This is a genomic window from Streptomyces sp. NPDC002602 (genome assembly GCF_042889445.1).
Lineage (GTDB): Bacteria > Actinomycetota > Actinomycetes > Streptomycetales > Streptomycetaceae > Streptomyces.
Genome location: NZ_JBIAQX010000006.1, coordinates 369,693 through 393,939, shown reverse-complemented (window position 1 = coordinate 393,939; position 24,247 = coordinate 369,693). Strand labels below are relative to the sequence as shown.

The 24,247-nt window shown below is 73.4% G+C and carries 15 protein-coding genes; 7 read left to right on the top strand and 8 right to left on the bottom strand.

The annotated features are described in order from the left end of the window. Positions 1–490 precede the first annotated feature (490 nt). Positions 491–1,024: a MarR family winged helix-turn-helix transcriptional regulator gene (locus ACFYW3_RS20150; RefSeq protein WP_053676179.1), complete on the bottom strand. Its 534-nt coding sequence runs from the start codon at positions 1,022–1,024 to the stop codon at positions 491–493. A gap of 122 nt (positions 1,025–1,146) precedes the next feature. Here ACFYW3_RS20150 and ACFYW3_RS20145 point away from each other — a divergent pair, with 122 nt between their 5' ends. Continuing rightward, positions 1,147–2,436, top strand: a complete 1,290-nt coding sequence (locus tag ACFYW3_RS20145) for an MFS transporter (protein ID WP_389386918.1) — start codon at positions 1,147–1,149, stop codon at positions 2,434–2,436. A 58-nt stretch (positions 2,437–2,494) separates the two neighbouring features. On the opposite strand, the gene ACFYW3_RS20140 is transcribed toward ACFYW3_RS20145, so the two are convergent. Beyond that, entirely contained in the window at positions 2,495–4,240 is a 1,746-nt protein-coding gene (locus ACFYW3_RS20140; RefSeq protein WP_389386917.1) for a SpoIIE family protein phosphatase, read from the bottom strand. A gap of 157 nt (positions 4,241–4,397) precedes the next feature. Next, complete coding sequence (locus ACFYW3_RS20135) at positions 4,398–5,816, bottom strand: NAD(P)/FAD-dependent oxidoreductase (protein WP_351756961.1); 1,419 nt, start codon at positions 5,814–5,816, stop codon at positions 4,398–4,400. A 341-nt stretch (positions 5,817–6,157) separates the two neighbouring features. Here ACFYW3_RS20135 and ACFYW3_RS20130 point away from each other — a divergent pair, with 341 nt between their 5' ends. Continuing rightward, positions 6,158–6,925 (top strand): TetR/AcrR family transcriptional regulator, encoded by a 768-nt coding sequence (locus tag ACFYW3_RS20130; protein ID WP_053676183.1) that lies wholly within the window; start codon positions 6,158–6,160, stop codon positions 6,923–6,925. A gap of 683 nt (positions 6,926–7,608) precedes the next feature. Here ACFYW3_RS20130 and ACFYW3_RS20125 read toward each other — a convergent pair. After that, positions 7,609–7,803: a hypothetical protein gene (locus tag ACFYW3_RS20125; RefSeq protein ID WP_389386919.1), complete on the bottom strand. Its 195-nt coding sequence runs from the start codon at positions 7,801–7,803 to the stop codon at positions 7,609–7,611. Between ACFYW3_RS20125 and ACFYW3_RS20120 the strand changes: the two genes are divergently transcribed. After that, complete coding sequence (locus tag ACFYW3_RS20120; RefSeq protein WP_389386916.1) at positions 7,756–9,510, top strand: sigma-70 family RNA polymerase sigma factor; 1,755 nt, start codon at positions 7,756–7,758, stop codon at positions 9,508–9,510. The two genes, ACFYW3_RS20125 and ACFYW3_RS20120, sit on opposite strands and share 48 nt — an antisense overlap. 77 nt (positions 9,511–9,587) lie before the next feature. Here ACFYW3_RS20120 and ACFYW3_RS20115 read toward each other — a convergent pair whose 3' ends face one another. Both ACFYW3_RS20115 and ACFYW3_RS20110 read right to left on the bottom strand, forming a co-directional pair. After that, complete coding sequence (locus tag ACFYW3_RS20115) at positions 9,588–12,848, bottom strand: BTAD domain-containing putative transcriptional regulator (protein ID WP_389386907.1); 3,261 nt, start codon at positions 12,846–12,848, stop codon at positions 9,588–9,590. A gap of 700 nt (positions 12,849–13,548) precedes the next feature. After that, positions 13,549–15,765: an asparagine synthase-related protein gene (locus tag ACFYW3_RS20110; protein WP_351756968.1), complete on the bottom strand. Its 2,217-nt coding sequence runs from the start codon at positions 15,763–15,765 to the stop codon at positions 13,549–13,551. Between the two features lie 623 nt (positions 15,766–16,388). Between ACFYW3_RS20110 and ACFYW3_RS20105 the strand changes: the two genes are divergently transcribed. The 4 genes from ACFYW3_RS20105 to ACFYW3_RS20090 all read left to right on the top strand — a co-directional run bounded on the left by ACFYW3_RS20105 (position 16,389) and on the right by ACFYW3_RS20090 (position 21,576). Further along, the gene (locus ACFYW3_RS20105; RefSeq protein WP_389386906.1) at positions 16,389–18,011 is read left to right on the top strand and encodes a sporulation protein; all 1,623 of its coding nucleotides are present in this window, start codon (positions 16,389–16,391) and stop codon (positions 18,009–18,011) included. 19 nt (positions 18,012–18,030) lie between these two features. Beyond that, positions 18,031–19,263 (top strand): L-2-hydroxyglutarate oxidase, encoded by a 1,233-nt coding sequence (gene lhgO / locus ACFYW3_RS20100; protein ID WP_351756974.1) that lies wholly within the window; start codon positions 18,031–18,033, stop codon positions 19,261–19,263. Positions 19,264–19,454: 191 nt separating this feature from the next. Then, positions 19,455–20,246 carry a tRNA (guanosine(46)-N7)-methyltransferase TrmB gene (gene trmB / locus ACFYW3_RS20095; protein WP_389386915.1) on the top strand — a complete coding sequence of 264 codons (792 nt, stop codon included), beginning with the start codon at positions 19,455–19,457 and terminating at the stop codon, positions 20,244–20,246. A 43-nt stretch (positions 20,247–20,289) separates the two neighbouring features. Continuing rightward, positions 20,290–21,576, top strand: a complete 1,287-nt coding sequence (locus ACFYW3_RS20090) for a PrsW family intramembrane metalloprotease (RefSeq protein ID WP_389386905.1) — start codon at positions 20,290–20,292, stop codon at positions 21,574–21,576. Between the two features lie 57 nt (positions 21,577–21,633). Here ACFYW3_RS20090 and ACFYW3_RS20085 read toward each other — a convergent pair whose 3' ends face one another. Both ACFYW3_RS20085 and ACFYW3_RS20080 read right to left on the bottom strand, forming a co-directional pair. Beyond that, positions 21,634–22,692 (bottom strand): M23 family metallopeptidase, encoded by a 1,059-nt coding sequence (locus ACFYW3_RS20085; protein WP_389386904.1) that lies wholly within the window; start codon positions 22,690–22,692, stop codon positions 21,634–21,636. Positions 22,693–22,997: 305 nt separating this feature from the next. Further along, on the bottom strand, positions 22,998–24,173 hold the full coding sequence (locus ACFYW3_RS20080) for a PP2C family protein-serine/threonine phosphatase (protein WP_389386903.1): 1,176 nt from the start codon (positions 24,171–24,173) through the stop codon (positions 22,998–23,000). Between the last annotated feature and the right edge of the window lie 74 nt (positions 24,174–24,247).

Below are 24,247 nucleotides of genomic sequence, written 5' to 3'. Positions count from 1 at the left end.
AAGGAACCTCATCCACCGAAATGGACGGGGTATCAACTTTTGGCGTTGATTTTTGGCACGCTGTTGAGTTCTCAAGGAACGGACGCTTCCTTTGTACTCACCCTCTCGGGCTTTCCTCCGGGCGCTTCCTTCGTTCTTGCGTTTCCGACTCTATCAGAGTCAGTCTCGCTTGTTTTCCGCCTTCCAGGTTCTTCGCTTTCGCGTTTTCCCTTTCCGGCGAGTCCGACTCTATCAGAACCTTTCGGGCCTGACTCCCAGTCAGCGGGGTTTGTCTTCCGGGCTGTTGGGCCCTTCCGACTCCCAGAACTCTAGTTGACGTCCCAGGCGATTCATAATCGGCCTTCGGAAATTCATTCGGGCATGCCGAATTCGTTCCCGGTGGGAGATCGTGCTGAGTTGGGTGCCGCAACGAGGCGGCGGGAGTTGTTGTCGCCAAAACCAGTTGACTCTGGGACAACTCGAAGAACCTTACGGATCCGCTGGGGGTGTGTCAACCCCTGGCTTGGAGGTCTTCGACCCGGTCCAGGAGGCGGGTCAGCATGTCGCCCAGCACGCCGCGCTCCGCGGTGGAGAGGTCCTGGAGAAGGTCCTCCTCGAAGACCGTGGCCGCGCGCATCGCGTCGAGCCACTTGCTGCGGCCCTCGTCCGTGAGCTCCACGATCACGCGGACCCGGTTGGACTCGTCGCGTTCACGGGTGACCAGGCCCTCCGACGTCATCCGGTCGATCCGGTGGGTCATCGCCGCCGGCGTGAGGCCCAACTGCTTGGCGAGCTCGCTCGGGCCCATGCGGTACGGGGACCCGGAGATGACGAGGGCCTTGAGGACCTCCCACTCCGCGTTGCTGATGCCCAGGGCCGCGGTCTGTCGTCCGTACGCGACGTTCATGCGGCGGTTCAGCCGGCTCAGCGCCGAGACCACCTTCTCGACCTGGGGATCGAGGTCCTGGAACTCGCGCTGATAGACGGCGATCTGCTCGTCGAGGCTCGGTTCGTGGACAGGCGTAGTGCCGTCGGTGTCACCCATGGCCCGAAGTATGGCACGAGCTCGTTGGCGTCTAACTCCTTCGATGTGTAGAGTTAAGGTTCGAACTTTAGGGATGAAGTCTTCAGGCTTCAGTTATCAAGGTGGTGAAAGTGACCAAGGTGATGGGCGCTGCGATGCGGCGGATCCAGGCCGGGAACGCGTTGACCGCGTTCGGCATCGGCTTCACGGTTCCGTTCCTCTACATCTACGTGGCGCAGGTGCGGAATCTGGGCTCCATGGCCGCCACGAGCGCGTTCGTGGCCTTCGCCTTGGGCGCTCTCGTCGCGCTGCCCTTCACCGGTCGGATCATCGACCGACGTGGTCCCGTCCCGGTCGTCATGGGTGCGGCGGTGGCCGCGTCCCTCGGGGCGCTGTCCCTGGGGCTGTCGACCGGTCTCGTGCCGATCCTGCTGTCGGCCCTGGCGCTGGGTGCCGGGCAGGCCGTGATGCAGCCGGCGCTGGCCACGATGATCGTGTGGTGCTCGACCCCGAGTACTCGTACGCGTGCCTTCGCGCTCCAGTTCTTCATGCAGAACCTCGGTCTCGGCATCGGTGGGCTCATCGGCGGTCAGATCGTGGACGTCGCGCACCCGGGCAGCTTCACCCTGCTGTTCGGCATCGAGGCCGTGATGTTCCTGGTGCTGGCGGGCGTGATCGTCACTGTTCGGATGCCGCACGCGCCGAGCATCAAGGACGCCGTGCCGAGGGACCCCTCGCAGGCGGGTGGCGGCTGGAAGCGGATGCTGCGGCACCAGGCCATGGTGAAGCTCCTCGTGCTGGGCTTCGTGGTCTTCTTCGCCTGCTACGGACAGTTCGAGTCGGGTCTGGCCGCCTTCGGTACCGAGGCCGCCGGGATCTCGCCTTCCACGCTCGGGTTCGCGCTCGCCGCCAACACCGGTGCGATCGTCGTGGCGCAGTTCGTCGTACTGAGGCTCGTCGAGAAGCGGCGGCGGTCGCGGGTGATCGCGCTGGTGGGTCTGATCTGGACCGGTGCCTGGCTCATCGCCGGGTTCTCGGGGCTGGGGCACGGGAGCGCCGTGATGGCCGCGGCCGCGTTCGTCACCACGTACGCGCTCTTCGGGATCGGCGAGGCGATGCTGTCGCCGACGCTCGCGCCGCTCGTCGCGGATCTGGCGCCGGAGGGTTCCGTGGGGCAGTACAACTCCGCGTTCGCGCTGGTCAAGCAGATGGCGTTGGCGCTGGGGCCGCTGGGCGTGCCGCTCGGTGCGGGCGTGCCGACGCTCTACATCGGGGTGTTCGTGGTCGTCTCGCTGGGGATCGCCTGGCTGGCGCTGCGGCTCGGCAGGCAGTTGACGCCGGCGCAGGACAACCCGTCGCTGCTGAAGGGCGCTCCGTCGGCGCCGGCGGCTCCGGTCGCCGTGGCGAAGACCGCGGAGCCCGCTTCCGTGTAGGTCACTTCATGACGATGCCCCCGGTCCGCGCTCGGACCGGGGGCATCGTCATGTCGTCCTACTGCTTGTCGGGCTGTTTGTCGGGGAGTGCGAACTCGCACCAGACGGCCTTGCCGCCGCCCGGGGTGCGGCGGGATCCCCAGTTGGAGGCGATGGTGGCGACGATGGAGATGCCGCGGCCGGTCTCGTCGGCCGGTTCGGCGCGGCGGCGGCGCGGGAGGTGGTCGTCCCCGTCGGTGACCTCGATGATCAGGCGGCGGTCGGTGCGGCGCAGCCGGAGGTGCATGGGTGGGGTGCCGTGCTGGAGGGAGTTCGCGACGAGTTCGCTGGCGGCCAGTACACCGAGGTCGCACAGCTCGACCGGGAAACGCCAGGAGGCGAGGACGCCTTGGGCGAAGGCGCGGGCGCGCGGTGCGGCCTCGATGCCTCCGAGGAGTTCCAGGGCGGCGTTGTGGAAGAGCTCGGCGTCCGCGCCGGTGCGGGCGGGCTGCTGGAGGACCATCACGGCGACGTCGTCGTCGTGATCGGCGTCCACGCCGAGTGCGCGCATCAGGCGGTCGCAGATGACGGACGGGGTGCCCTGGGCTCCGGCGAGGGCGCGTTCGAGGGCGGCGACGCCCTCGTCGATGTCCTCGCCGCGTCGTTCGACGAGGCCGTCGGTATAGAGGACGGCGGTGGAGCCGGGGCCCAGGGCGATGGTGCCGGAGGTGTGCAGCCAGCCGCCGGTGCCGAGCGGCGGGCCGGTGGGGTCGGCGGCGCGGCGTACGGTGCCGTGCTCGTCGCGGACCAGGATCGGGAGGTGGCCGGCGGAGGCGTACGCGAGCAGGCCCTCGTTGGGGTCGTGGACGGCGTAGACGCAGGTGGCGATCTGGCTGGCGTCGATCTCGGCGGCGAGGCCGTCGAGGAGTTGGAGGACCTCGTGGGGCGGGAGGTCGAGGCGGGCGTACGCGCGGACGGCGGTGCGCAACTGTCCCATGACGGCGGCGGCGCGGACGCCGCGGCCCATGACGTCGCCGATGACGAGGGCGGTGCGGCCGGCGCCGAGGGTGATGACGTCGTACCAGTCGCCGCCGACGGCCGCCTCGGTGCCGCCTGGCTGGTAGGTGGCGGCGACGCGGAGGTCGTCGGGCTGTTCCAGTTCCTGGGGCAGGAGGGAGCGCTGGAGGGTGACGGCCGCCTCGCGCTGGCGGCGCTCGCTGGCGCGCAGCCGCTCCGCGGCCTCGGCGTGGTCGGTGACGTCGGCGAGGTGGACCAGTACGCCGGTGTGGGGCTCCCGCGCGGACTCGGTGTCGGTCTTGGGGAACTCGACCGGGGTGCAGGTGACCGTGTACGAGTTGCCGCCGCCGGGCGCGGTGCGGTTCTTGGCGGTACGGGGCTTGCCGCTGCGCTGGACCTGGTCGAGGAGCGGGAGCAGGCCGAGGTCGCCGAGTTCGGGGAGGGCCTCGTGGGCGGGGGCGCCGGGGGTGCGGGGGCCGAAGCCGGCGACGTAGGCGTCGTTGACGTACGCGACGCGGTGGTCGGGGCCGTGGACGAAGGCGACGAGTGCCGGGAGCAGGCCGAGGACCTCCCGTACGGAGAGTTCGTCCAGGGTGGGCGCGGCCGGGAGGGGGCCCGTGCCCGTTCCGGAGACGGTGGGTTCCGCGGGGGTGCCGTCGCTCGGGGGCGCCGGGGCGTGGTTGGCGGCGCCGCGGGCTGCGGGGACCGAGCCTTCACCCCGTTTGGCCTGGGCGGCGGCGTGTTCGGTCCGGGCGGCGGCGCGGCGCTGCGTTCCGGGGAACCGGGCGCTCCAGCGGGTGAAGTTCACTGCGTTCAAGCCTCGTGGTGTCGCAAGTGGTCGCTGTGTCTCCCCCAGCTGCCGCTGGGCGGTGCCCCCCAGGAGTCGATCGCGGACGGTGTCACTCTGTGCAGGTGTGAGCCCACCTATGGTCACACGTCCAGTGTGGCCGACCGGACTGACAACGTCAGCTCTGGCCGTCCTTCGGCGGTTGGGGCGCGGGTGGGGGTGACGGGTGCTTGGGGCCGCCTCCTGCCGCGAGTTCGAATTCTGCCCTGGGGTGTTCGAGGGAGCCTAGGGAGACGATCTCCCGTTTGAACAGACCTGAGAGGGTCCATTCCGCAAGAACGCGCATCTTGCGGTTGAAGGTGGGGACGCGGCTGAGGTGGTAGGTGCGGTGCATCAGCCAGGCCGGGTAGCCCTTGAGCTTGCGGCCGTAGATGTACGCGACGCCCTTGTGGAGGCCGAGGGAGGCGACGGAACCGGCGTACTTGTGGGCGTACTCGGTGAGGACCTCGTCGCGCAGGGCGGCGAGGAGGTTGTCGGCGAGGGACCGGGCCTGGCGGACGGCGTGCTGCGCGTTGGGGGCGCATTCGCGGCCCGGTTCGGCGGCGGTGATGTCGGGGACGGCTGCCGCGTCTCCGGCCGCCCAGGCGTGTTCGACGCCCTCGACGGTGAGGAAGGCTGTGCAGGCGAGCCGGCCGCGTTCGTTCTTGGGCAGGTCGCAGGCGGCGAGGATCGGGTGGGGTTTGACGCCGGCGGTCCAGACGACGGTGCGGGTGGGGAAGCGGGCGCCGTCGCTGAGGACGGCGACGCGGTTCTCGCAGGATTCGAGGCGGGTTTCCAGGCGTACGTCGATGTTGCGTCGGCGCAGTTCACGCACGGTGTAGACGCCCATTTCGGGGCCGACTTCGGGGAGGATGCGGTCGCTGGCCTCGACCAGCACCCATTTCATGTCCTCGGGCTTGATGTTGTGGTAGTACCGGGCTGCGAATCGCGCCATGTCCTCCAGTTCGCCGAGGGCTTCGACTCCCGCGTATCCGCCGCCCACGAAGACGAAGGTGAGGGCGGCGTCGCGGATGGCGGGGTCGCGGGTGGAGGAGGCGATGTCCATCTGTTCGATGACGTGGTTGCGCAGGCCGATGGCCTCTTCGACCGTCTTGAATCCGATGCCGTAGTCGGCGAGCCCCGGGACGGGGAGGGTGCGCGAGACGGAGCCGGGCGCGAGGACGAGTTCGTCGTAGGCGATCTCGATGTCGCCGGCGCCTTCCTCGGCGGTGGCGAGGGTGGTGACGGTCGCGACGCGCTTGGCGTGGTCGATGCGCTGGGCCTGACCGATGACGATGCGGCACTTGGCCAGGACGCGGCGCAGGGGTACGACGACGTGGCGTGGGGAGATCAGTCCGGCGGCCGCCTCGGGGAGGAAGGGCTGGTACGTCATGTAGGGCTCGGGAGTGATCACCGTGACCTCGGCTTCGCCGGATCTCAGCTTTCGCTGGAGCCGGAGCGCCGTGTACATGCCGACGTATCCGCCGCCCACGATGAGGATGCGCGTTCGGGGCGGGGTACCGGGGGCCGTGCCCCGCGAGTTAGCAGCCTTCACCATCCCATGACGCAACGTGGCCGGGAGTTTGTCCACAGGCCCGGCAGATTGTGTGACCGGAGAGAGTGGTGGGGCGGGACTGCCAGGGGGTCTGAATCCGGGTGCAGGAGCGCAGGTCAGCAGGTGCGGAGGGAGTGATTCCGGAGGCTTGCGGCGGAAAAGTGGGGGTGAATGCTCCGATCGGGCGGTGCTCCGTCCGGGGCTGCCCCTTCTGAATTGACTCTGGCTCAACTATGTTCGTAACTCGTCGAGGAGTAGGACCAGGGCCCCGTGACCGTGGCCCCCCTCGGCGTGAAGGCGGGGAGTGTCTCCGGGGGGAGACAGATGATTACCGGGGGAAACATATGCACATTTCCGATTTTCATGGCTCTGCGACCGCTCTGTCTGCTGACAGCGGCCGCGTGATGACAGGTGCCACCACGCACGGAATGGGTCGCTCCACGCCGCTGCGTGTCGACGCCCAGCGCAACCTCGAACACGTCCTGCGCGCGGCCCGCGAGGTGTTCGGCGAGCTGGGCTACGGGGCTCCCATGGAGGACGTGGCGCGGCGCGCCCGCGTCGGTGTCGGCACGGTGTACCGGCGCTTCCCGAGCAAGGACGTACTGGTCCGGCGAATAGCCGAGGAAGAGACCGCCCGGCTGACCGACCAGGCCACGTCCGCTCTGGGCCAGGAGGAGGAGCCGTGGCAGGCGCTGTCGCGCTTCCTGCGCACCTCCGTGGCCTCCGGCGCCGGCCGGCTGCTCCCGCCGCAGGTGCTGCGGGTCGGCTCGGCCGCCGAGGACGGGATCGAGGAGGCCGAGGCCGCCAGGGTTCCGCACCAGCGTCAGGCCGGCGGGACCGGCGGGCCGGACCTTCGGGTCGTGGGCGCGCGGACGGCCGTCGAGGACGAACTCTCGGACGACTCCGGCGCGGGTGCCCTGCTGGAGGTGGTCGGCCGGCTGGTGGACCGCGCCCGGGAGGCGGGTGAGTTGCGTGCCGACGTCACCGTGGCCGATGTGCTGCTGGTGATAGCGACCGCCGCGCCCGCGCTTCCGGACCCGGCGCAGCAGGCCGCGGCTTCGGCCCGACTGCTGGAGATCCTGCTGGAGGGTCTGCGGTCGCGCACTGTCTGAGTCGTGGCGCGGAGACCCGGTGCTGCGGCGCGGAGACCCGGTGCTGCGGCGCGGAGACCCGGCGCGGCGCGGAGACCCGGCGCGGCGCGGGGACCCGGCGCGGTGACGGCGGCGGGTCGTGATCGGCTCGGCGCGGTGACGGCGGCGGGTCGTGATCGGCTCGGGTGCGGTGATCGGCGGGTCGTGATCGGCTCGGGTGCGGTGATCGGCTCGGCGTCGTGACCGGCGTGCGTTGACCGGCCTGCGCTGACCGGAGTGCTGTGGCCGGCTGGCGTGGTCATCGACGTGCGGTGGCCGGCTCGGTGCGGTGACCGGCGTGGGGTGGCCGGCTGGCGTGGTCATCGGCGTGCGGTGGGCGGCTCGGTGCGGTGATCGGCGTGGGGTGACCGGCTCGGTGCGGGCTGTCGGTGCGGGGCTCGGCGTGTGGCGGTGCCATGCGGTGGGAGCCGTGTCGGGCGCTTCGTATCGGGTGGCGTTCACGGAAGCGGTCAATCGGTTCCCTCGAACGGCCACTCGCTCGAACGGGTGAGGATCAGCACGGCGATTCGCCGGATGCTCCCCGGATGAGTGGATGGCGGTGAGAGGGGGCCGGCGCGGCCGCGCCGTGTGCCACGCTGAATCGGTGTACCGGTTGAGTGTGCCGTGCGGGGGCTTCCGCAATGAACGTTGACGGGCGAGACGAGTCACTCGGTGGCGCCGGCGGCGAGGTCGAGGCGGGCAGCCTGCCCGCCCGGCAGGTACCCGCGCAGCGCGAGCCGGGTGGCCGGCACCTCGGTTCGGGAGTCGACGACGGCGAACTGCCGCCATCCGACGCGGACTTGATTGCCCGGATGCGTGGGGGCGACGATGGATCGTACGAGGAGTTGTTCCGTCGGCACGCCGATTCCGTACGGCGCTACGCGCGCACCTGCTGCCGGGACGCGCACACCGCCGACGACCTGACCGGCGAGGTGTTCGCACGGACCCTCCAGGCGGTGCGGGGCGGGGCGGGGCCGGACCATTCGGTGCGGGCCTACCTGCTCACCACCGTGCGGCGGGTCGCGGCCTCGTGGGCGAAGACCGCCAAACGGGAGCAGTTGGTCGAGGACTTCGCGGTGTTCGCGGAGCAGGCGGCCACTGGTGCGGAGGGCGGCGCCGGGCTGGCCGGGCTCTCCGGGGACGACACCTTGCAGTGGGGCGCGGACGTTCGGGCGATGCACGAGGCCGAGCAGTCCCTGGCGATGCGCGCCTTCCGGAGCCTGCCCGAGCGGTGGCAGGCCGTGCTGTGGCACACGACCGTCGAGGAGGCTTCGCCGAGTGCGATCGCCCCGTTGTTCGGGCTGAGCCCCAACGCGACCGCGGTGCTGGCCAGTCGGGCCCGTGAAGGGCTCAAGCAGGCCTACTTGCAGGCGCACGTGAGCTCGGCGTTGGTCGAGGGCGGGGACTGCGCGCGGTACGCGGACCGGCTGGGCGCTTATGCGCGGGGCGGGTTGCGGGTGCGGGCGGAGCGGGGGCTGCGCAAGCACTTGGAGGAGTGCGTCAAGTGCAGGCTCGCCGCCGGGGAGCTCAAGGACGTCAACGCGGGGATTCCCGCGCTGTTGCCGGTGGCGGTCATCGGGTGGTTCGCCGCCGGGTACGCGTTGAAGGCGGCCGGGGTGGTGGCCGGTGGGGCCGTGGCCGCCGGTGGTGCGGGGGCTGCCGCCGCCGCGGTCGGTGGCTCCTCGGCGGGGGCGGGTGCCGGGGCGGGGGCCGCGGGTGCGGGTGCTGGTGCGGGTGGCGGTGCTTCGGCCGGGGCCGGGGGTGCGGTGGTTTCCGAGGGGCTGGGCTTGCCGGCCAAGGCCGCCATCGCCGCCGGGATCGCCGTCGCGGCGGCCGCCGGGGTGGTGTTCGCGCTGGCCGGGGACGATTCCGCGCCGCAGCCCCGGGCGAAGGCCGCGCCCGCGGTGGCGGCGCCGGAGCCGAGCCCACCGGAGACGAGGGCCCCGGTGGTGAAGGCGCCGGTGGCGCGGGTTGCCGTACCGCCTCGGCGCAGTGCCCCGCCGGCGGCGCCGAGTCGGGCGCCTTCGGCCAGGCCGTCGGCGTCGAAGGCGGCCGTCGTGCGCCCGGCGCCGAAGCCCTCGCCCACCCGGACGCCACCGAAGTCGCCGGCTCCGGCGGTGCCCGCGCCGGCGCAGGGGTTCGCGTTGGCGCGGCTCGGATACTCCGGGTACGGGAAGCACACCGGACCGGAGCTGCGGACCTGGGGCGGTAGCTGGGTGTGGCAGCGCTGGGGGCTGGAGGTCGGGGGGCGGCGGTTCTCGCAGGGCATCACCGTCGACGCCCGTTCCTCGGTGGAGATCAGCCTCAACCGGCAGTGCGCGAGCTTCTCCGCGCGGGCCGGGGTGGACGGTCTGGCGCTGCTGACGGACGCCGAGGTCCGGTTCTCGGTGTACGGCGACGGGCGGCGACTGTGGCGGTCCGGCGCCCTGGGGTACGGCGACGCGCCGGCCCGCGTCGAGGTGTCGCCGGCCGGGTACAAGTCGTTGCGTCTGGTGGTGGAGCGGGTCGGGCCTGGCCGTCTGCCGGCGTTGGCGAGCTGGGCCGACGCGGTGATCAGCTGCTCCTGAGCGTGGTGATCAGTTGCTTCGAGCGCGGTGATCAGCTGCTCTTGAGCGCGGTGATCAGTTGTTCCTGAGCGCGGTGATCAGCTGCTCTTGAGCAGGGCTGCGACCTCGGGCGGGGTCAGTGCGGCGCCCGCGGCTTCCTCCGCCGCGGAGCGGGCGGGGCCGAGAAGGGCGCGGGCCCGTTCGGGGAACCCGGCGAGGAACGCCTCCTCGGGGACCGAGCGGGGGTGCCCCGAGCGCCATGCGGTGGCCGCCCCGAGGACCCGCAGGGCTTCGCCGGGCCGGTCGGTGGCGGCCAGCAGCCCGGCCGCGGTCTCGGCGAGGGCTGCCAGGACCCGTTCCGCGCAGTGCGTGGAGATCGCGTCGGCGAAAGCGGGCACGGCGCCGGCGAGAGCGGCGCGCGGACCCTGGTCGTGTGCGACGAGGAGGGCTTCGATGTTGTCGAGCCCCGCGATGAACTGCGGGGGGACGCCGGCCCCCTTGGATTCGGCGCGGGCCACGACGTACTCGGCACGGGCCTTGGCGTGGTCGCCCCGGTAGAGGGCGATCATCGAGGCGAGCAGGCGTGCGAAGGCCCGTACGTCGTACACCCCTCCGTACTTGCGGGACTCGCGGTCCGACTCGGCGAGGAGACGTTCGGCGCCTTCCATGTCCCCGGAGCAGTAGGCGGTCTCCGCGATCCGGGCGATGGCGAAGGGCGCCTCGATGTGGGCGCCGACCTCGCGGGCGAGGCGCAGGCACTCCTCGTACTCGATGCGGGCCCAGTCGTACTGACCACGGGAGAGGGCCACCTCGCCGGCGGCGCTCGACACCTGCGCCCGCGTCCAGCGGTCGCCGACACGGGCGGCGATCTCGTGGAGTTCGACGAGGTCGGCGTCGACGGTGTGCAGCCCTCCGGTCATGTCGATGGCGACATGGGTGCGGAGCATGAGGACGATGCCGAGTTCCCAATCCCCGCCGTGCCGGCGGCAGTTCTCGACGGCTTCGTCGAGGTCGGTGTGGAAGTCGAGGAGATCGCCGGTGAGGAGGGCGGTCGTGGGCCACAGGATGCCGGGGAAGGCGCTGGTCTCCGGGGAGCCGTGGCGGAAGGTTTCCTTCATGCGGCGGGCGAGCGCCCGGTACTCGGGGGTGCGGAACTCCTCGGCCTCGCTGGATTCCGAACGCAGGAACATGCTGAGCACCTGGAGGCGCTGGTGAGCCAGGTACTCGGGTGAGTCCTCGGGCGGTTCGGTCGGGGTGAGGGCGAGGACCCGGGCGGTCCACTCGGCGCCCTCGATTCGGTAGTTGCGCAACCACCAGAACCAGCCCAGGGCGAAGACCAGGCGTTGGGCCGTGTCGGCGTCGCCGTCCCGCACGGCCAGGTCGAGGGCGGCCCGGAGGTTGTCCAACTCGATCTCGACGCGCCGGATCCAGGGCAGTTGGGCGGCCGTGCGCAGCAGGGGTTCGGCTTCCTCCGTGAGGGCGAGGAAGTGCGCGGCGTGGCGCAGGGCGGTCGTGCGGGCCTGCGCCGGCTCGTCGGCGGCGCGGGAGATGGCGTACTCGTGGATGGTTTCGAGCATCCGGTACCGCATGCCGTCGGAAGTGGGCTCGGCCAGGACGAGGGACTTGTCGACGAGGGAGCCGAGGACGTCGGCCACGTCGAGGGCGGGTTCCGCGCAGACGGCCTCGGCGGCGGTCAGGTCGCAGCCGCCGGTGAAGACGGCGAGGCGGCGCAGAACGACGCGTTCGGATTCGGTGAGGAGGTCCCAGGACCAGTCCACGACGGCCCGCAGGGTCTGTTGGCGGGGCAGGAGCGTGCGGGATCCGCCGGTCAGGAGCCGGAACCGGTCGTCGAGCCGGTCGGCGATCTGGCGCGGGGTGAGCAGCCGCAGCCGGGCGGCGGCGAGTTCGATGGCGAGCGGAAGGCCGTCGAGGCGGGCGCAGATCTCGGCGACGGCGGCCGGGTCGTCGTCCGGGGTGAACCCGGGCTGGGCGGCCGCCGCCCGGTCGGCGAACAGTCGGTGCGCGGGGTCGGGCGGCAGGGGTTCCACGGGGCGCAGCGCCTCGCCGGGGACGCCGAGGGGTTCGCGGCTGGTGGCGAGGACGCGGAGGCCGGGGCAGTGGGCGAGGAGCCGGTCGGCGAGGTCGGCGGCCGCGCCGATGACGTGCTCGCAGTTGTCGAGGACGAGCAGCAGGGCGCGGTGGGCGCAGTGGTCGATGAGCAGGGTGGTGGGGTCCTCGGCCGGTGTCTTCTCGCGGGCGACCAGGCCGTTCTCGCGCAGGCCGAGGGCGCTGAGCACGGCGCCGGGGACGGCCGCCGGGTGGTCGAGACGGGCGAGTTCGACGAGCCAGCCCGGTTCGGGGTGGGCGGCGGCCGCGTGCTCGGCGAGGCGGGTCTTCCCGGAGCCGCCGGGGCCGATGAGGGTGACGAGGCGGTGTCGGGCCAGGTCGCCGTGGAGGGCCTCCAGGTCGGGCTCGCGGCCCACGAAGGAGGTGAGGCGGGGGCGGAGGTTGCCACGCGGGGCCTCCGGCGGTTCGGGGGGTGCGGGGGGTTCCGGGCGTGCGGTGGGTGCGGGCGGTGCGGTGGGTGCGGGGGATGCGGTGGGTTCGGGGGGCGGGCGCAAGAGTTCCGCGTGGAAGGCGCGCAGGGCGGGGCCGGGGTCGGTGCCCAGGCTCTCGGCGAGGGTGCGACGGGTGCGCTCGTACGCGGCGAGGGCGTCGGCGGGGCGGCCGGCGGCGCGCAGGGCGCGGAGCTGGAGCACGTGGAGGGGTTCGTCGTACGGGTGCTCGTGGATCAGCGCGTCCAGCTCGGGCAGCAGGGACGCCGGGTCCGTGGCGCCGGCCCGGAGTTCGGCCTCGACCCGGCCGCGCCGCGCGGCCGTACGGAGGGCCTCCGGGACGGCGGCGAGCGCGGAGCGGGCCGGCTCGGGCAGGTCGGCGAGGGCGGGGCCGCGCCAGAGGGCGAGCGCGGAGCGGAGGGTCGCGGCGGCGGAGGCGGGGGGCGTCGCGGAGTCGTCGAGCAGGCGGGCGCCTTCGCGGGCGAGCCGGGTGAAGCGGTGGAGGTCCACGTCCTCGCGGGCCGCGGCGAGGCGGTAGCCGCCGGTCGGGTCGTGCAGGACGCGATCACGGTCGCCGAGGGCGCGGCGCAGCCGGGACACGAGCGCCTGGAGGGCGGCGGGCGCGTCCTTGGGCGGGGTGTCGCCCCACACCTCGTCGACCAGGTCCGCCACGGTGACGGCGAGCGGGGAGCCGGCGCGGAGCGCGAGGGAGGCGAGGAGGGCGCGGAGGCGGGCGCCGCCCATGGGGAGGGGGGCGTGGGAGTCGTCGCGGGCCTCGGTGGGACCGAGGATGAGGTACTGCACCGGGCAATTCTGCCCTTCCCCTGGCCGGGGTGGGTGGGGATTTGTGGCGGGGGCATGCCCTTCCCCTGGCCGGGGGTGGGGGGTCCCGGGCAGGGGTGGGGGTGTCCCGGGCCGGGGTCCGGGCCCCTGGGCGGGGTGGGTGTCCCGGGCCCGGGGCCCGAGCCCCTGGGTACGTGCCGTGGGTCGTGGGTCGTGGGTCGCTGTGTCGTGTGCCGCCGTGTCGCTGCCGCCGTGTCGCTGCCGGCCCGGCTGCGCCGGGCGCCTCAAACGCCGGCGAGGCTGGATTGGGCGCGGTGCGGGTGCGGCTCCAAGGCGCAGCGGGACTGGATTCGGGCACGGTCCCGGGACACCACGGATCGGCGGAACCGGATTCGGGCGGCGGTACCCGGGGGATCGGCGTTCGGGGAACGGTTGCCTGCCGCGTGCCCGTGCCGCCGTGTCGCTGCCGGCCCCGGCTGCGCCGGGCGCCTCAAACGCCGGCGAGGCTGGATTGGGCGCGGTGCGGGTGCGGCGCCAGGGCGCAGCGGAGCCGGATTCGGGCGCCGCCCCGGAACACCACGCATCGGCAGAACCGGATTCGGGCGGCGGTACCCGGGGGATCACCGATCGGCGGGGCCGGATGGGTGGTGGGAGCGGTCGTGGGGCGCCGGGGGGTGGCGGGGCTGGATTCGGGCGGCGGTAACCGGGGGATCGGCGGGGGTCAGGACAGGGCTGGGCGGCGGTGGGGGATGCCTGTGGGGACGGCGCGGCGGCGGGGGGCGGTGGTGCCCGTCCAGCAGGTGCCGCGGCGGGCGAGGAGGCGGTGCAGCCACAGTTCCATGGAGACGAGTTCGGCGAGTCCGTCCAGCGGGACCGGCCGGCCGTCGGCCGCGTCGAGCAGGGCCTGTCGCACGACGCGGGCCTCGATCAGGCCCGCGTCCGCCAGCAGGGGGGCGGCGAAGAGGGCGAGCAGGTCGGGGAGGGCGGCGCGCAGGCCGAGTCGGGTCGCGGTCTCGTTGGGGGTGTGGGCGGTGACGCCCCAGCCGGGCGGGAGTTCGCGTACTCCGGCGGAGGACAGGACGCTGCGCAGGATCGTCGCGCGGGCGCCGGGTTGGACGCGCAGGGACTCGGGGAGGGCGCGGGCGGCCCGTACGACCTGGTTGTCGAGGAAGGGGGCGTGCAGGCGTTGGCTGCGTACCTCGACGGCCTGCTCGAAGACCCGGTGGTCGGCGGCGTGTCGGGCGAGGACGGCGCGGGCGCGGGCCTCGCCGGGGCGCAGGGACAGGGGTGGGCGTCCCGCGGCGGCGGTGAGTCGGATCGCGACCTCGGCGAGGGCTTCACCGGTCAGCCAGCCCGCGGCGGGGCCGGGTCGGGACCAGGTCAGGGCGGCGAGGGAGGCGTCGACGGGGGTGAGCGCGCCGGCCGAGGGGGCTCCGTCGCGCAGTCGGGCGGCGGCGGCTTCCATGCCCGCGCGGTACGGGGTGCGGGCGAGGCGGCGGGCGGCGGAGTAGACGGTGAGCGGGACGAACAGGGACTCGCCGGCGGCGGAGCGGGCGAGGGCGGCGACGGGGCGCAGGAGGTGGCGTCTGCGGCGGTCCATCAGGAGGTCGGCGAGTCGGGCGGGATGGGCGTCGAGGACCTGGCGGGCTCCGTGGCCGGTGAAGTGGTCGGCGGAGCCGGCGGCGAGTCTGCGTCGTTCGCGGGCGGCGAAGACGAGGGAGGGGCCGGGTTCGTCGGTGAGCGGGCCGTCGAGTTCGGCGTACGGGAGGGCTTCCTCGGCGGCGGCCACGACGACGTGGTGGAGGCGGGGGTCGGCGGCGATGGCGTGGGCGCGTTCGAGTTCGCCCTCGCGGCCCTGGGGGGTGGCGAGGTCGTTGAAGGTGACGGCGAGGAGGCGTTCGCCGGATTGCCGCAGGACGGTGCCCGGGGAGCCGGGGAGGCCGGCGGCGAGGAGGGCCAGGGTCGCGGAGGCGCTGCCGCCGGAGAGGTCGGCGCCGACGCCCGGTGCGGGGGCTCCGCGGGCGGCGCGGCGGTCGGCGGGTCCCATTCCGGGCACGGGGCCGGGGTCGGGGAGCAGGGTGTCGGGGGCATGGCGGGGCGCCGTGAGCCGGGCGCGCACCGCGTCGACCAATGCTTCGCGCACGCCCTCCACGGCACGCTCGGGGTCGGCCTCGGGGGCGGCCACGGCGAGGGAGGCCACGGATTCGTAGCCGGTGATCTCGCGGGAGCCCTCGCGCAGGATCAGGGTGTGGCCGGGCGGGATGCGTCGAACGCCGACGTACGGTGTGCCGTCGCCCAGTGCCTCGGGGCTGTCGGGGCAGGCCAGGAGGGCGGCGAGGTGGCCGATGTCGAGCTGTGCCTCGATGAGGTCGGCGAGCGGGAGCGCGGCGGTGGCGTACGCGGTGCCGCCCGCCCAGGGCGTGTAGAAGACGGGGCGGGCGCCGGCGAGGTCGCCGAGGACGGTGATGCGGCGGCCGGCCTGGACGACGGCGGTGTAGCTGCCGGACCACTGTGTGAGGTGGCGCAGGGCGCCGCCGCGGGCGGCGTACAGGGCGCGGCGCAGTTCGGCGTCGGTGGCTCCGCAGCAGCCGAGGACGGCGAGCCGGGTGAACGGGTCGGCGGGGTCGGCGGTGACGGTGCGGATCTCGTCGGGGCGCCAGTCGCCGACGGCCCAGAGGGGGTCGGGGTCGCCCCACAGGAGTTGGGCGCCGACGGGTTGGACGGTGCGTTCGGCGTCCCGGGCGGCGGGATCGTCGGGGTGGGCGGCGTCGGCGATGCCTCCGTGCGGGGGGTCCGCGTAGGCGGTCGCGTACGAGGGGCCGTCGGCGCCGGGTCGGTGCGAGGACCCGTACGCGGAACCGGAAACGCCCTGGCCGGAGACGCGTCCGGCCGTGCCGAAGCTCGCGGCGATACTGCTCCACCCGACCAACCAGCGCACGCCGCCGCCTCCCCAGCCCGTGGGCACATGACCGGGGCACGTACAGCGTGGTCGGCGTGCGGGCGCGACCGTACGGGCCCCGGGTGGCTCGGGGTCCATGCTGCCACGAGACAGGCGTGCGAGAGGGGTTAAGGGGGGCGCACATGCAAACGAACACGCCCCCGCCACGCGGTATTTGGCGTTCCGTGCCCGGCGTCCCATAGGTCGGTTTCGGCCATTCTTCGGCCGTGCTGATTTCCCGCGCGGCCCGGCTTCCCGGGGCGCGGCCCGGGAGGCGGGATCCACCCCCCGAACCGTTCCGCCACCCGCGGGGATTGGGGCAGCGGCGTCCCCCGGCCCACCCGATCCACGCGGCGGGCCGACCCACGCACCGCACATCGAATCGTCGGGCCCGGGGGGCAACCAGAGCGCACGGCCGGGCGCACGGCCACACGGACGGAGCACGCGCTGACACGGGCGCCCCGGGTGTGGGCCCCACCCGACTGTGCGTACGGACAACAATCCCGCCATACGGAAGTGGAGGCCTTAACGCTTGGGAGGCGGGGAACTACGCTGGGTTTACGAAATGCCGGGCGCCTATGCCCCGGCGGCGTCTGCGTTCCGCGTGTGACGAGGGGTGGCGCATGTCCAGGGAGCTCCGCGAGCCCAATGAGAAGCTCGGCGCCGTCCTCGCCCTCGCGGGCATCAGCAACGCGGGGCTGGCCCGGCGGGTGAACGACCTCGGCGCACAGCGCGGCCTGACGCTTCGGTACGACAAGACGTCGGTGGCGCGTTGGGTGTCCAAGGGGATGGTGCCGCAGGGCGCCGCCCCGCATCTGATCGCCGCCGCGATCGGGGCGAAGCTGGGGCGGCCGGTGCCGCTGCACGAGATCGGGCTGGCGGACGCCGACCCCGCGCCGGAGGTCGGCCTGGCCTTCCCCCGCGACGTGGGGGCGGCGGTGCGGTCGGCCACGGACCTGTACCGGCTCGACCTCGCGGGCCGGCGGGGCGGTGGCGGGATCTGGCAGTCGTTGGCCGGCTCCTTCGCCGTGTCCGCGTACGCGACACCCGCTTCGCGCTGGCTGATATCCCCCGCCGACAGCTCCGTCGCGCGTGAGCCGGGGGCCGGTTCGGGCGAGTCGCCGGCGCGGGAACTCCCGACGGAAGCGCGGTCCACCGTGCCCCCGCTGTCCGTCCCGTCCCCGCTCTCCGCCCCGTCCGCGCCCTCCGACGTGATCCCGCGGATCCCGGAGACCCCGCGCGTCGCCTCCACCCCGCGTACCGCGCACGCCCCGCGCGAACCGGGTGGTGCGACGAAGGGTGCCTCGGCGCTGTCGGAGGCGCTCCCGCAGCGCGTGGGCCACAGCGACGTCACCAAACTGCGCGAGGCCGCCGAGGACGCGCGCCGCTGGGACTCCAAGTACGGCGGCGGGGACTGGCGTTCCTCGATGGTCCCGGAGTGCCTGCGGGTGGACGCGGCGCCCCTGCTGCTCGGCGCGTACACCGACGAGGTGGGGCGCGCGCTGTTCGGTGCCACCGCCGAACTGACTCGGCTGGCCGGGTGGATGGCCTTCGACACCGGTCAGCAGGAAGCGGCCCAGCGCTACTACATCCAGGCACTGAGGCTCGCCCGGGCCGCCGCGGACGTGCCGCTCGGCGGGTACGTGCTGGCCTCGATGTCCCTCCAGGCGACCTACCGCGACTTCCCGGACGAGGGCGTGGACCTGGCCCAGGCCGCCGTCGAGCGCAACCGCGGCCTCGCCACCGCCCGCACCATGAGCTTCTTCCGCCTCGTCGAGGCCCGGGCGCACGCGAAGGCCGGCGACCCGGTGGCCGCCGGGGCGGCGCTGCGGGCGTCCGAGGGCTGGCTCGAACGGGCCCGGGAGGGCGACGCGGATCCGACCTGGCTGGGTTTCTACTCGTACGACCGGTTCGCGGCTGATGCGGCGGAATGTTACCGAGACCTCAAACTCCCCCGGCAGGTACGCCGCTTCACCGAGCAGGCGCTGTCACGCCCGACCGAGGAGTACGTGCGCTCGCACGGCCTGCGCCTGGTGGTGAGCGCGGTCGCGGAACTGGAGTCGGGCAACCTCGACGCGGCGTGCGCGGCCGGTACCCGGGCAGTAGAGGTCGCGGGGCGGATCTCTTCCGCGCGGACGAACGAGTACGTACGGGACCTGCTGCACCGGCTGGAACCGTACGGGGACGAACCGCGTGTCGTGGAGCTGCGCGAACGGGCCCGGCCGCTGCTGGTCGCCCCCGCGTAGCCACGTTGTCGGTGGCGGGGTGCAGTATGCAGGGGTGGGAGGTGTCAGCGTGGGCGGCGGCGTGGACTGCGACGTACTGGTGATCGGTGGCGGAATCGTCGGCCTGTCGACAGCGCATGCCCTGTCGCGGCTGGCCCCGGGGACCCGGGTGGTCGTCCTGGAGAAGGAGCCCGGCCCGGCCCGGCACCAGACCGGACGCAACAGCGGGGTGATCCACAGCGGCATCTACTACCGGCCGGGCTCGCTGAAGGCGCGGTTCGCGGTCGGCGGGGCCGCCGAGATGGTCAAGTTCTGCGCGGAGCACGGGATCGCGCACGAGGTGACGGGCAAGCTGATCGTCGCCACGGAGCGGTCCGAGCTGCCGCGGTTGCACGCACTGGTCCAGCGGGGCCGGGAGAACGGCATCCCCGTGCGGGAGCTGGGCCCGGCCCAGATCTCCGAGTACGAGCCGGAGGTGCGCGGGCTGGCCGCGATCCATGTCGGCACGACCGGGATCGTGGACTACGGACAGGTCGCGGCCCAGCTGGCGGAGTCCTCCGGGGCGGAGATCGTCTACGGCGGCGCGGTCGACCTGATCTCGCGACGCTCCGGCGGGGTCGCGGTGCGCACCACGTCGGGCACGGTGGTGCGGGCACGGGCGCTGGTGAACTGCGCCGGGCTGCAGTGCGACCGGATCGCGCGGCTGGCCGGCGACGACCCGGGGATGCGGATCGTGCCGTTCCGGGGCGAGTACTACGACCTGGCGCGGCCGTCGCTGGTCCGGGGGCTGGTCTACCCGGTGCCGGACCCGGCGTTCCCCTTCCTCGGGGTGCACCTGACCCGGGGCATCGGCGGCGGGGTCCACGTCGGCCCGAACGCGGTGCCGGCGCTCGCGCGGGAGGGGTACGGGTGGGGCGTGGTCCGGCCGCGGGACCTCGCCGACGAGCTCGCCTGGCCGGGGTCCTGGCGGATGGCCGCCCGGCACTGGCGGTACGGCGCGGGCGAGATCCGGCGGTCGCTGTCGAAACGGGCGTTCACCGAGGCCGTGCGGCGGCTGCTGCCGGCGGTTGAATCCTCGGACCTGGTCCCGGCCTCGGCCGGGGTGCGGGCGCAGGCCGTCCTGCGCGACGGGACGCTCGTGGACGACTTCCTGATCCGGGAGGCGCCGCGCACGGTGCACGTCCTCAACGCCCCGTCGCCGGCCGCGACCGCGTCGCTCCCGATCGGGCGCGAGGTGGCCCGGCGCGCCCTGGCCACCCTGCACACGGCCTGACCGACCCGACGACCCTCCGCGGCGCGCAAGACCGACCGGACCCGGCGGACCGACCCGACGACCTCGTCCGACGCGACGACCCGGTCCGACCCGGCGACCTGGTCCGGCGGCCTCGGCCCGATGACCCGGCGGGCCGGGGACGGGCGGCGGGGTGGGCCGGGTCGTAGAATCGGCGCATTGTGTCTGAGCCCATGAATCCCCAGTCGCCGAGCGCCCCCGAGGGCGGCGCCACGTACACGCCTCCCAAGTGGCGCACCGAGCCCCGCTTCCCGGACGGGCCCGCGCCCGACCCGGCGGGCTCGCACCACGAGCGTCGGATCCGCAGCTTCCAGCCGCGCCGCAGCCGGGTGACCACCGGGCAGGGCGAGGCCCTGAAACGGCTCTGGGGCACCTGGGGGTTGGACATCGACGGGCACGAGGTCCTCGACCTCAAGGCGATGTTCGACGGGCTTCCGGTGGTCCTGGAGATCGGCTTCGGAATGGGCGAGGCGACCGCGCAGATGGCCGCCGCCGACCCCGACACCGGGATCCTCGCCGCCGACGTGCACACCCCCGGCCAGGGCAATCTGCTCGCGCTCGCCGAGCGGGGCGGCATGACCAACGTCCGCGTCGCCAACGGCGACGCGATCATCCTGCTCCGCGAGATGCTGCCGCCGGACTCCCTCGCCGGGCTGCGCGTGTACTTCCCGGACCCCTGGCCCAAGGCCCGCCACCACAAGCGGCGCCTGATCCAGCCCGAGTTCCTCGATCTGGCGGCCACCCGTCTGGCGCCCGGCGCGGTGCTGCACTGCGCGACCGACTGGGAACCGTACGCCGAGCAGATGCTGGAAGTCCTCACCGCGCACCCGCGGTTCGAGAACACCCAGGCGGACGGCGGCTACGCGCCCCGCCCCGACTTCCGTCCGCTCACCCGCTTCGAGGGCCAGGGCCTCGACAAGGGGCATGTCGTACACGACTTGCTCTTCCGTCGCTCGGAGAACTGACAAGGTCACTCCGTGTGTCAGAGCCGCTCGCTAGGGTGATGGCGTGTATCGAGCGCTCGCGGGTGTGCTCGCACGTCCGTCGGGCCGGGCCCGTACGTGCGTGCTCGTCGTGCTGCTCGCCGTGCCCGGGGCCGCGATCCTCGAACTGGTGCGGGAGCAGACCGGCACACCCGGTTTCTTCGTGGGGCTCGGTCTCGCCCTGCTGCCGGTCCCACCGCTCATGGCGGCGTTCCGGTGGTCGGGGCGGGCCGCGCCCGGCCCTTGGCGGCAGTCGCTGTTCTGCTTCGGCTGGGGGGCCTGTACCGCGGCACTGATCGCCATACTGGCCAACAGCTTCGCCACCCAGTGGATCGCCGCGGCCACCGCCGATCCCGGCGATGCCGATCAGCTCGGCTCGATGGCCATCGCCCCGGTCGTCGAGGAGAGCGCCAAGGCGGCCGCGCTGGTGCTGGTGCTCGTCTTCCGAAGACGCCGACTCGCCGGGCCGGCCGACGGCTTCGTGCTCGCCGGGTTCACCGCCACCGGCTTCGCCTTCACCGAGAACATCCTGTACCTGGGCAACGCCTTCGACGAGGACCTGTCCAGTGAGGCCGGCGTGCTCGACTCCCTCACGGTGGCGACCTTCTTCGTACGGATCGTCCTGTCGCCGTTCGCGCACCCGCTGTTCACGGTGCTCACCGGTCTCGGCCTCGGCGCCGGCCTGCTGCGCTCGCGCCGGTCGGCGCGGATCGGGCTGCCGCTGCTCGGGCTGGCCTGTGCGATGGCCCTGCACGCGCTGTGGAACAGCTCGTCGGAGTTCGGGGAGTACGGGTTCTACGTGGTCTACGGCTGCGTGATGGTCCCGGCGTTCGGGCTGCTGCTGTGGCTCACCGTGCGGACCCGGCGTCGACTGTTGCGGGCCGTCGCCGCCGAACTCGCGGTGTACGCCGCCGCCGGCTGGCTCGGCCGGGCGGAGGTACCGGCCCTGGCGTCGATGCCGGCCCGGTCGTTGGCCCGCGCCCTGGCCCGGCGCACCGGTGGCCGCGCGGCCGGCCGGACCGTCGCCCGGTACCAGTCGGACGCCGCCGCGCTCGCCCTGCTGCGCCACCGCGCCCGCCGCGGCGGACCGGGCAGGGAACCGGATTTCGCTCAGCGGGAGCGGGAGTTGCTCGGGAGGATGTGGTTGCGTCGGGCCACGGCGGCGCCCGCCCTCGCGCGGGCGGCCGTGATGGAGGACTTGCTTCCGCCGTGGTTCGACCCCGTCCCGGCCTCGGGCCGGGCGACGCTGACTGCGGTACCGGCACCGAGGCGCGCGGACGAGAGACGGCCCGCGGCCGACGTCAGGCGCTGAGACTCACGGAGCCGCGGGGCCCTTCGGCCGTGCCGTGGTCCTGGGCCAGGGGGCGGGTCAGACGTTGAGGCCCTTGGAGTTCAGCCACGCGAGCGGGTCCGTCGTGGAGCCGCCCTGGCGGACTTCCAGGTGGAGGTGGGCTCCGGTGACGTTGCCGGTGGCGCCGACGCGGCCGATGGTGTCGCCCGCGCCCACGGACCCGGAGGTCACCGACATCGAGGACAGGTGGCAGTACCAGATCTCGGTGCCGTCATCGAGCTGGAGCACGATCCGGTAGCCGTAGGCCCCGGAGTAGCCGGCCGAGGTGATCTTCCCGCTGCCCACGGCCTTGACCGGGGTGCCGGTCGGGGCGGCGAAGTCGAGGCCGGTGTGGTGGCCGGAGGACCACATGGAGCCGGAGTCGCCGTAGTGCGAGGTGAGCGTGTAGGCGGAGGTCGGCAGGACGAAGTCGCCGGATGCCTGCGCGGGGCGTTCCGCCTCGGCCTTGGCCGCCGCGGCGGCTTCGGCGGCCGCCTTCTCGGCCGCCACCCGGACCTTCTCGGCCTTCTCGGCCTGCGCCGCCTTCTCAACCTGCGCCGCCTTCTCGGCGGCGGCCTTCTCGGCCGCCTCCCGCTTGGCCTTGGCCTCCTGGGCGGCGGCTTCCTGCGCGGCGCGCTCGGCGTCCGCCCTGAGGCGGGCGTCGTCGTCGTGCGCCCGGGTCTCGGCCTGCTGGAGGATGCGGTTCAGCAGGGCCGCGCCGGCGTCGGCCTGGCCCTGGGTCCGGTCCCCGCCGCCGACCTGCTGCGGGATGCTCGCGGCCCGTGCGGCCCGCACGGTCTCGTCCGCGGCGCCGGAGGCGTGGTCGTCGTCACCCAGCAGGTCGGGGAACGAGGGCATGGTGATGGCCACTTGGGGGCGGTCCTGCGCGGTGGCCATGCCGCCCGCGCCGACGGCGGCTATGACGCCGACACCGAGCACGGTCGAGCTGCGGGCCAGTCCGCCGCGCGGCTTGAGGACGCGGTGCTTGCCGCGGAGCGGCCGGGCCGAGTCCTCGGTCGGGTTCCACTCGCCCCAGGCGCCCGCCGTGGGCGACTCCTGGATGTCGACGCCGTCTTGGGCAGGCGAGTTGGAGGCCACGGGGGCACACTCCTCAAAGCAGGGGAACGCGCGCGGCGCCGTCTCTTGCGACGGCTGGGACGACCGCGCTGCGTTATCGAACGGTAATAGACGCGGGGGAGTGATTCCAAGCTGTTGCGATTGATCGTTAACACCAATCAGCCACTGCCCGAATAGCCTTGGCCTGGACATTGAGCCCGATAGCGCTCAACTCGGGCAAAAATCAACGCACACCCTCACCACTTCAGCCACAGTGGCGAAGTGACGACCCGTCAGAGACTTAACGGAGTGCGCCACTTCACACACTCACCGTGACCGCGAGGTCCTCACCTCGAATCCTCACGACTGACCACCGGAACCGTCCGACGACGCTCCGGCTGCCCCCGCGCCGGGCGGCCCACCGCCAGCAGCGCCATGTCGTCGATCGCCCCGCCGCCCGTGTGTCGGCGCACATCACCGTTGAGCGCGTCGAGCAGTTCGTCCGGTCCGGGGAAGACCCTCCCCCGCAACCGGCCCGCCGGGTCGTAGAACCTGCCCTCCGCGTCCCGGGCCTCCGTCAACCCGTCCGTGTACAGCAACAGCGTGCCGCCCTCGGGGAACGGCCACTCCTCGGCCCGGTCGGGCGAGGGCGCCTTCAGGCCCATGCCCAGCGGCAGCGCGCGCACGGCCGGCGCGAGCACCACCAGCCCCCCGTCGGGATGCAGCAGCAACGGCTCGGGGTGGCCCCGGTTGACGAGCCGCAGCACCGCCGAACCCTTCGGGACCTCGCCGAGCACGCACGTGGTGAACCCCTCCACCGCGTCCAGGCTGTCGCGCCGGGTCCCCTCCCGGGCCAACGCGCGCTCCAGCCGCCGCGCGAGCGCCTCCAGCGACGGTTCGTACTCCGCCGCCTCCCGGAAGGCGCCCAGCACCACCGCGACGGCCTCCACCGCGCTCAGCCCCTTGCCGCGCACGTCACCCACCACCAGCCGCACCCCGTACGGGGTCTCCTGGACGGCGTACAGGTCCCCGCCGATGAAGGCGTCCGCCTGCGCCGCCTCGTACGAGGCGGCGACGTGCAGTCCCCCGATCCGATCGGCGGGCGTCGGAAGCACGGCCCGCTGCGCGGCCTCGGCGATCCCGCGCGCCGAGGCGAGTTCCTTGCCGCCGCGCCGTACGACGCGGTTGATCAGGAGCGCCAGCCCGGAGACGGTGACCACCGTCGCCAGCTCGGTCACCGACTCGGCCCGCCCACTGGTGCCGTTGTGGACGTGCAGCGCGACGACCGCGAGGGAGGCGGCCAGACCCGTCAGGAACGTCGTGCGCAGGGAGAACAACGGCGCCGCGATCAGTGGGGCCGCCGAGAAGAAGGGAGAACCCGTGAAACTCGGCGGGGTCACCAGGTCGAAGACGAACCCCAGGGCGATCAGGATCGCGGGCAACACGCGGACCACCAGCCGGGACACGCCTCCCCCGGCACCGGTCGCGCCCGCTTCCTCGCCCTGCCGGCCCAGCCCCGCCACGCTGTCTCCTGCCGCCCGGTCCCTCGCACGGGTGCGGGCCACCGCCGCATCGCCCCTCAAGGGTGGCGTCGGGA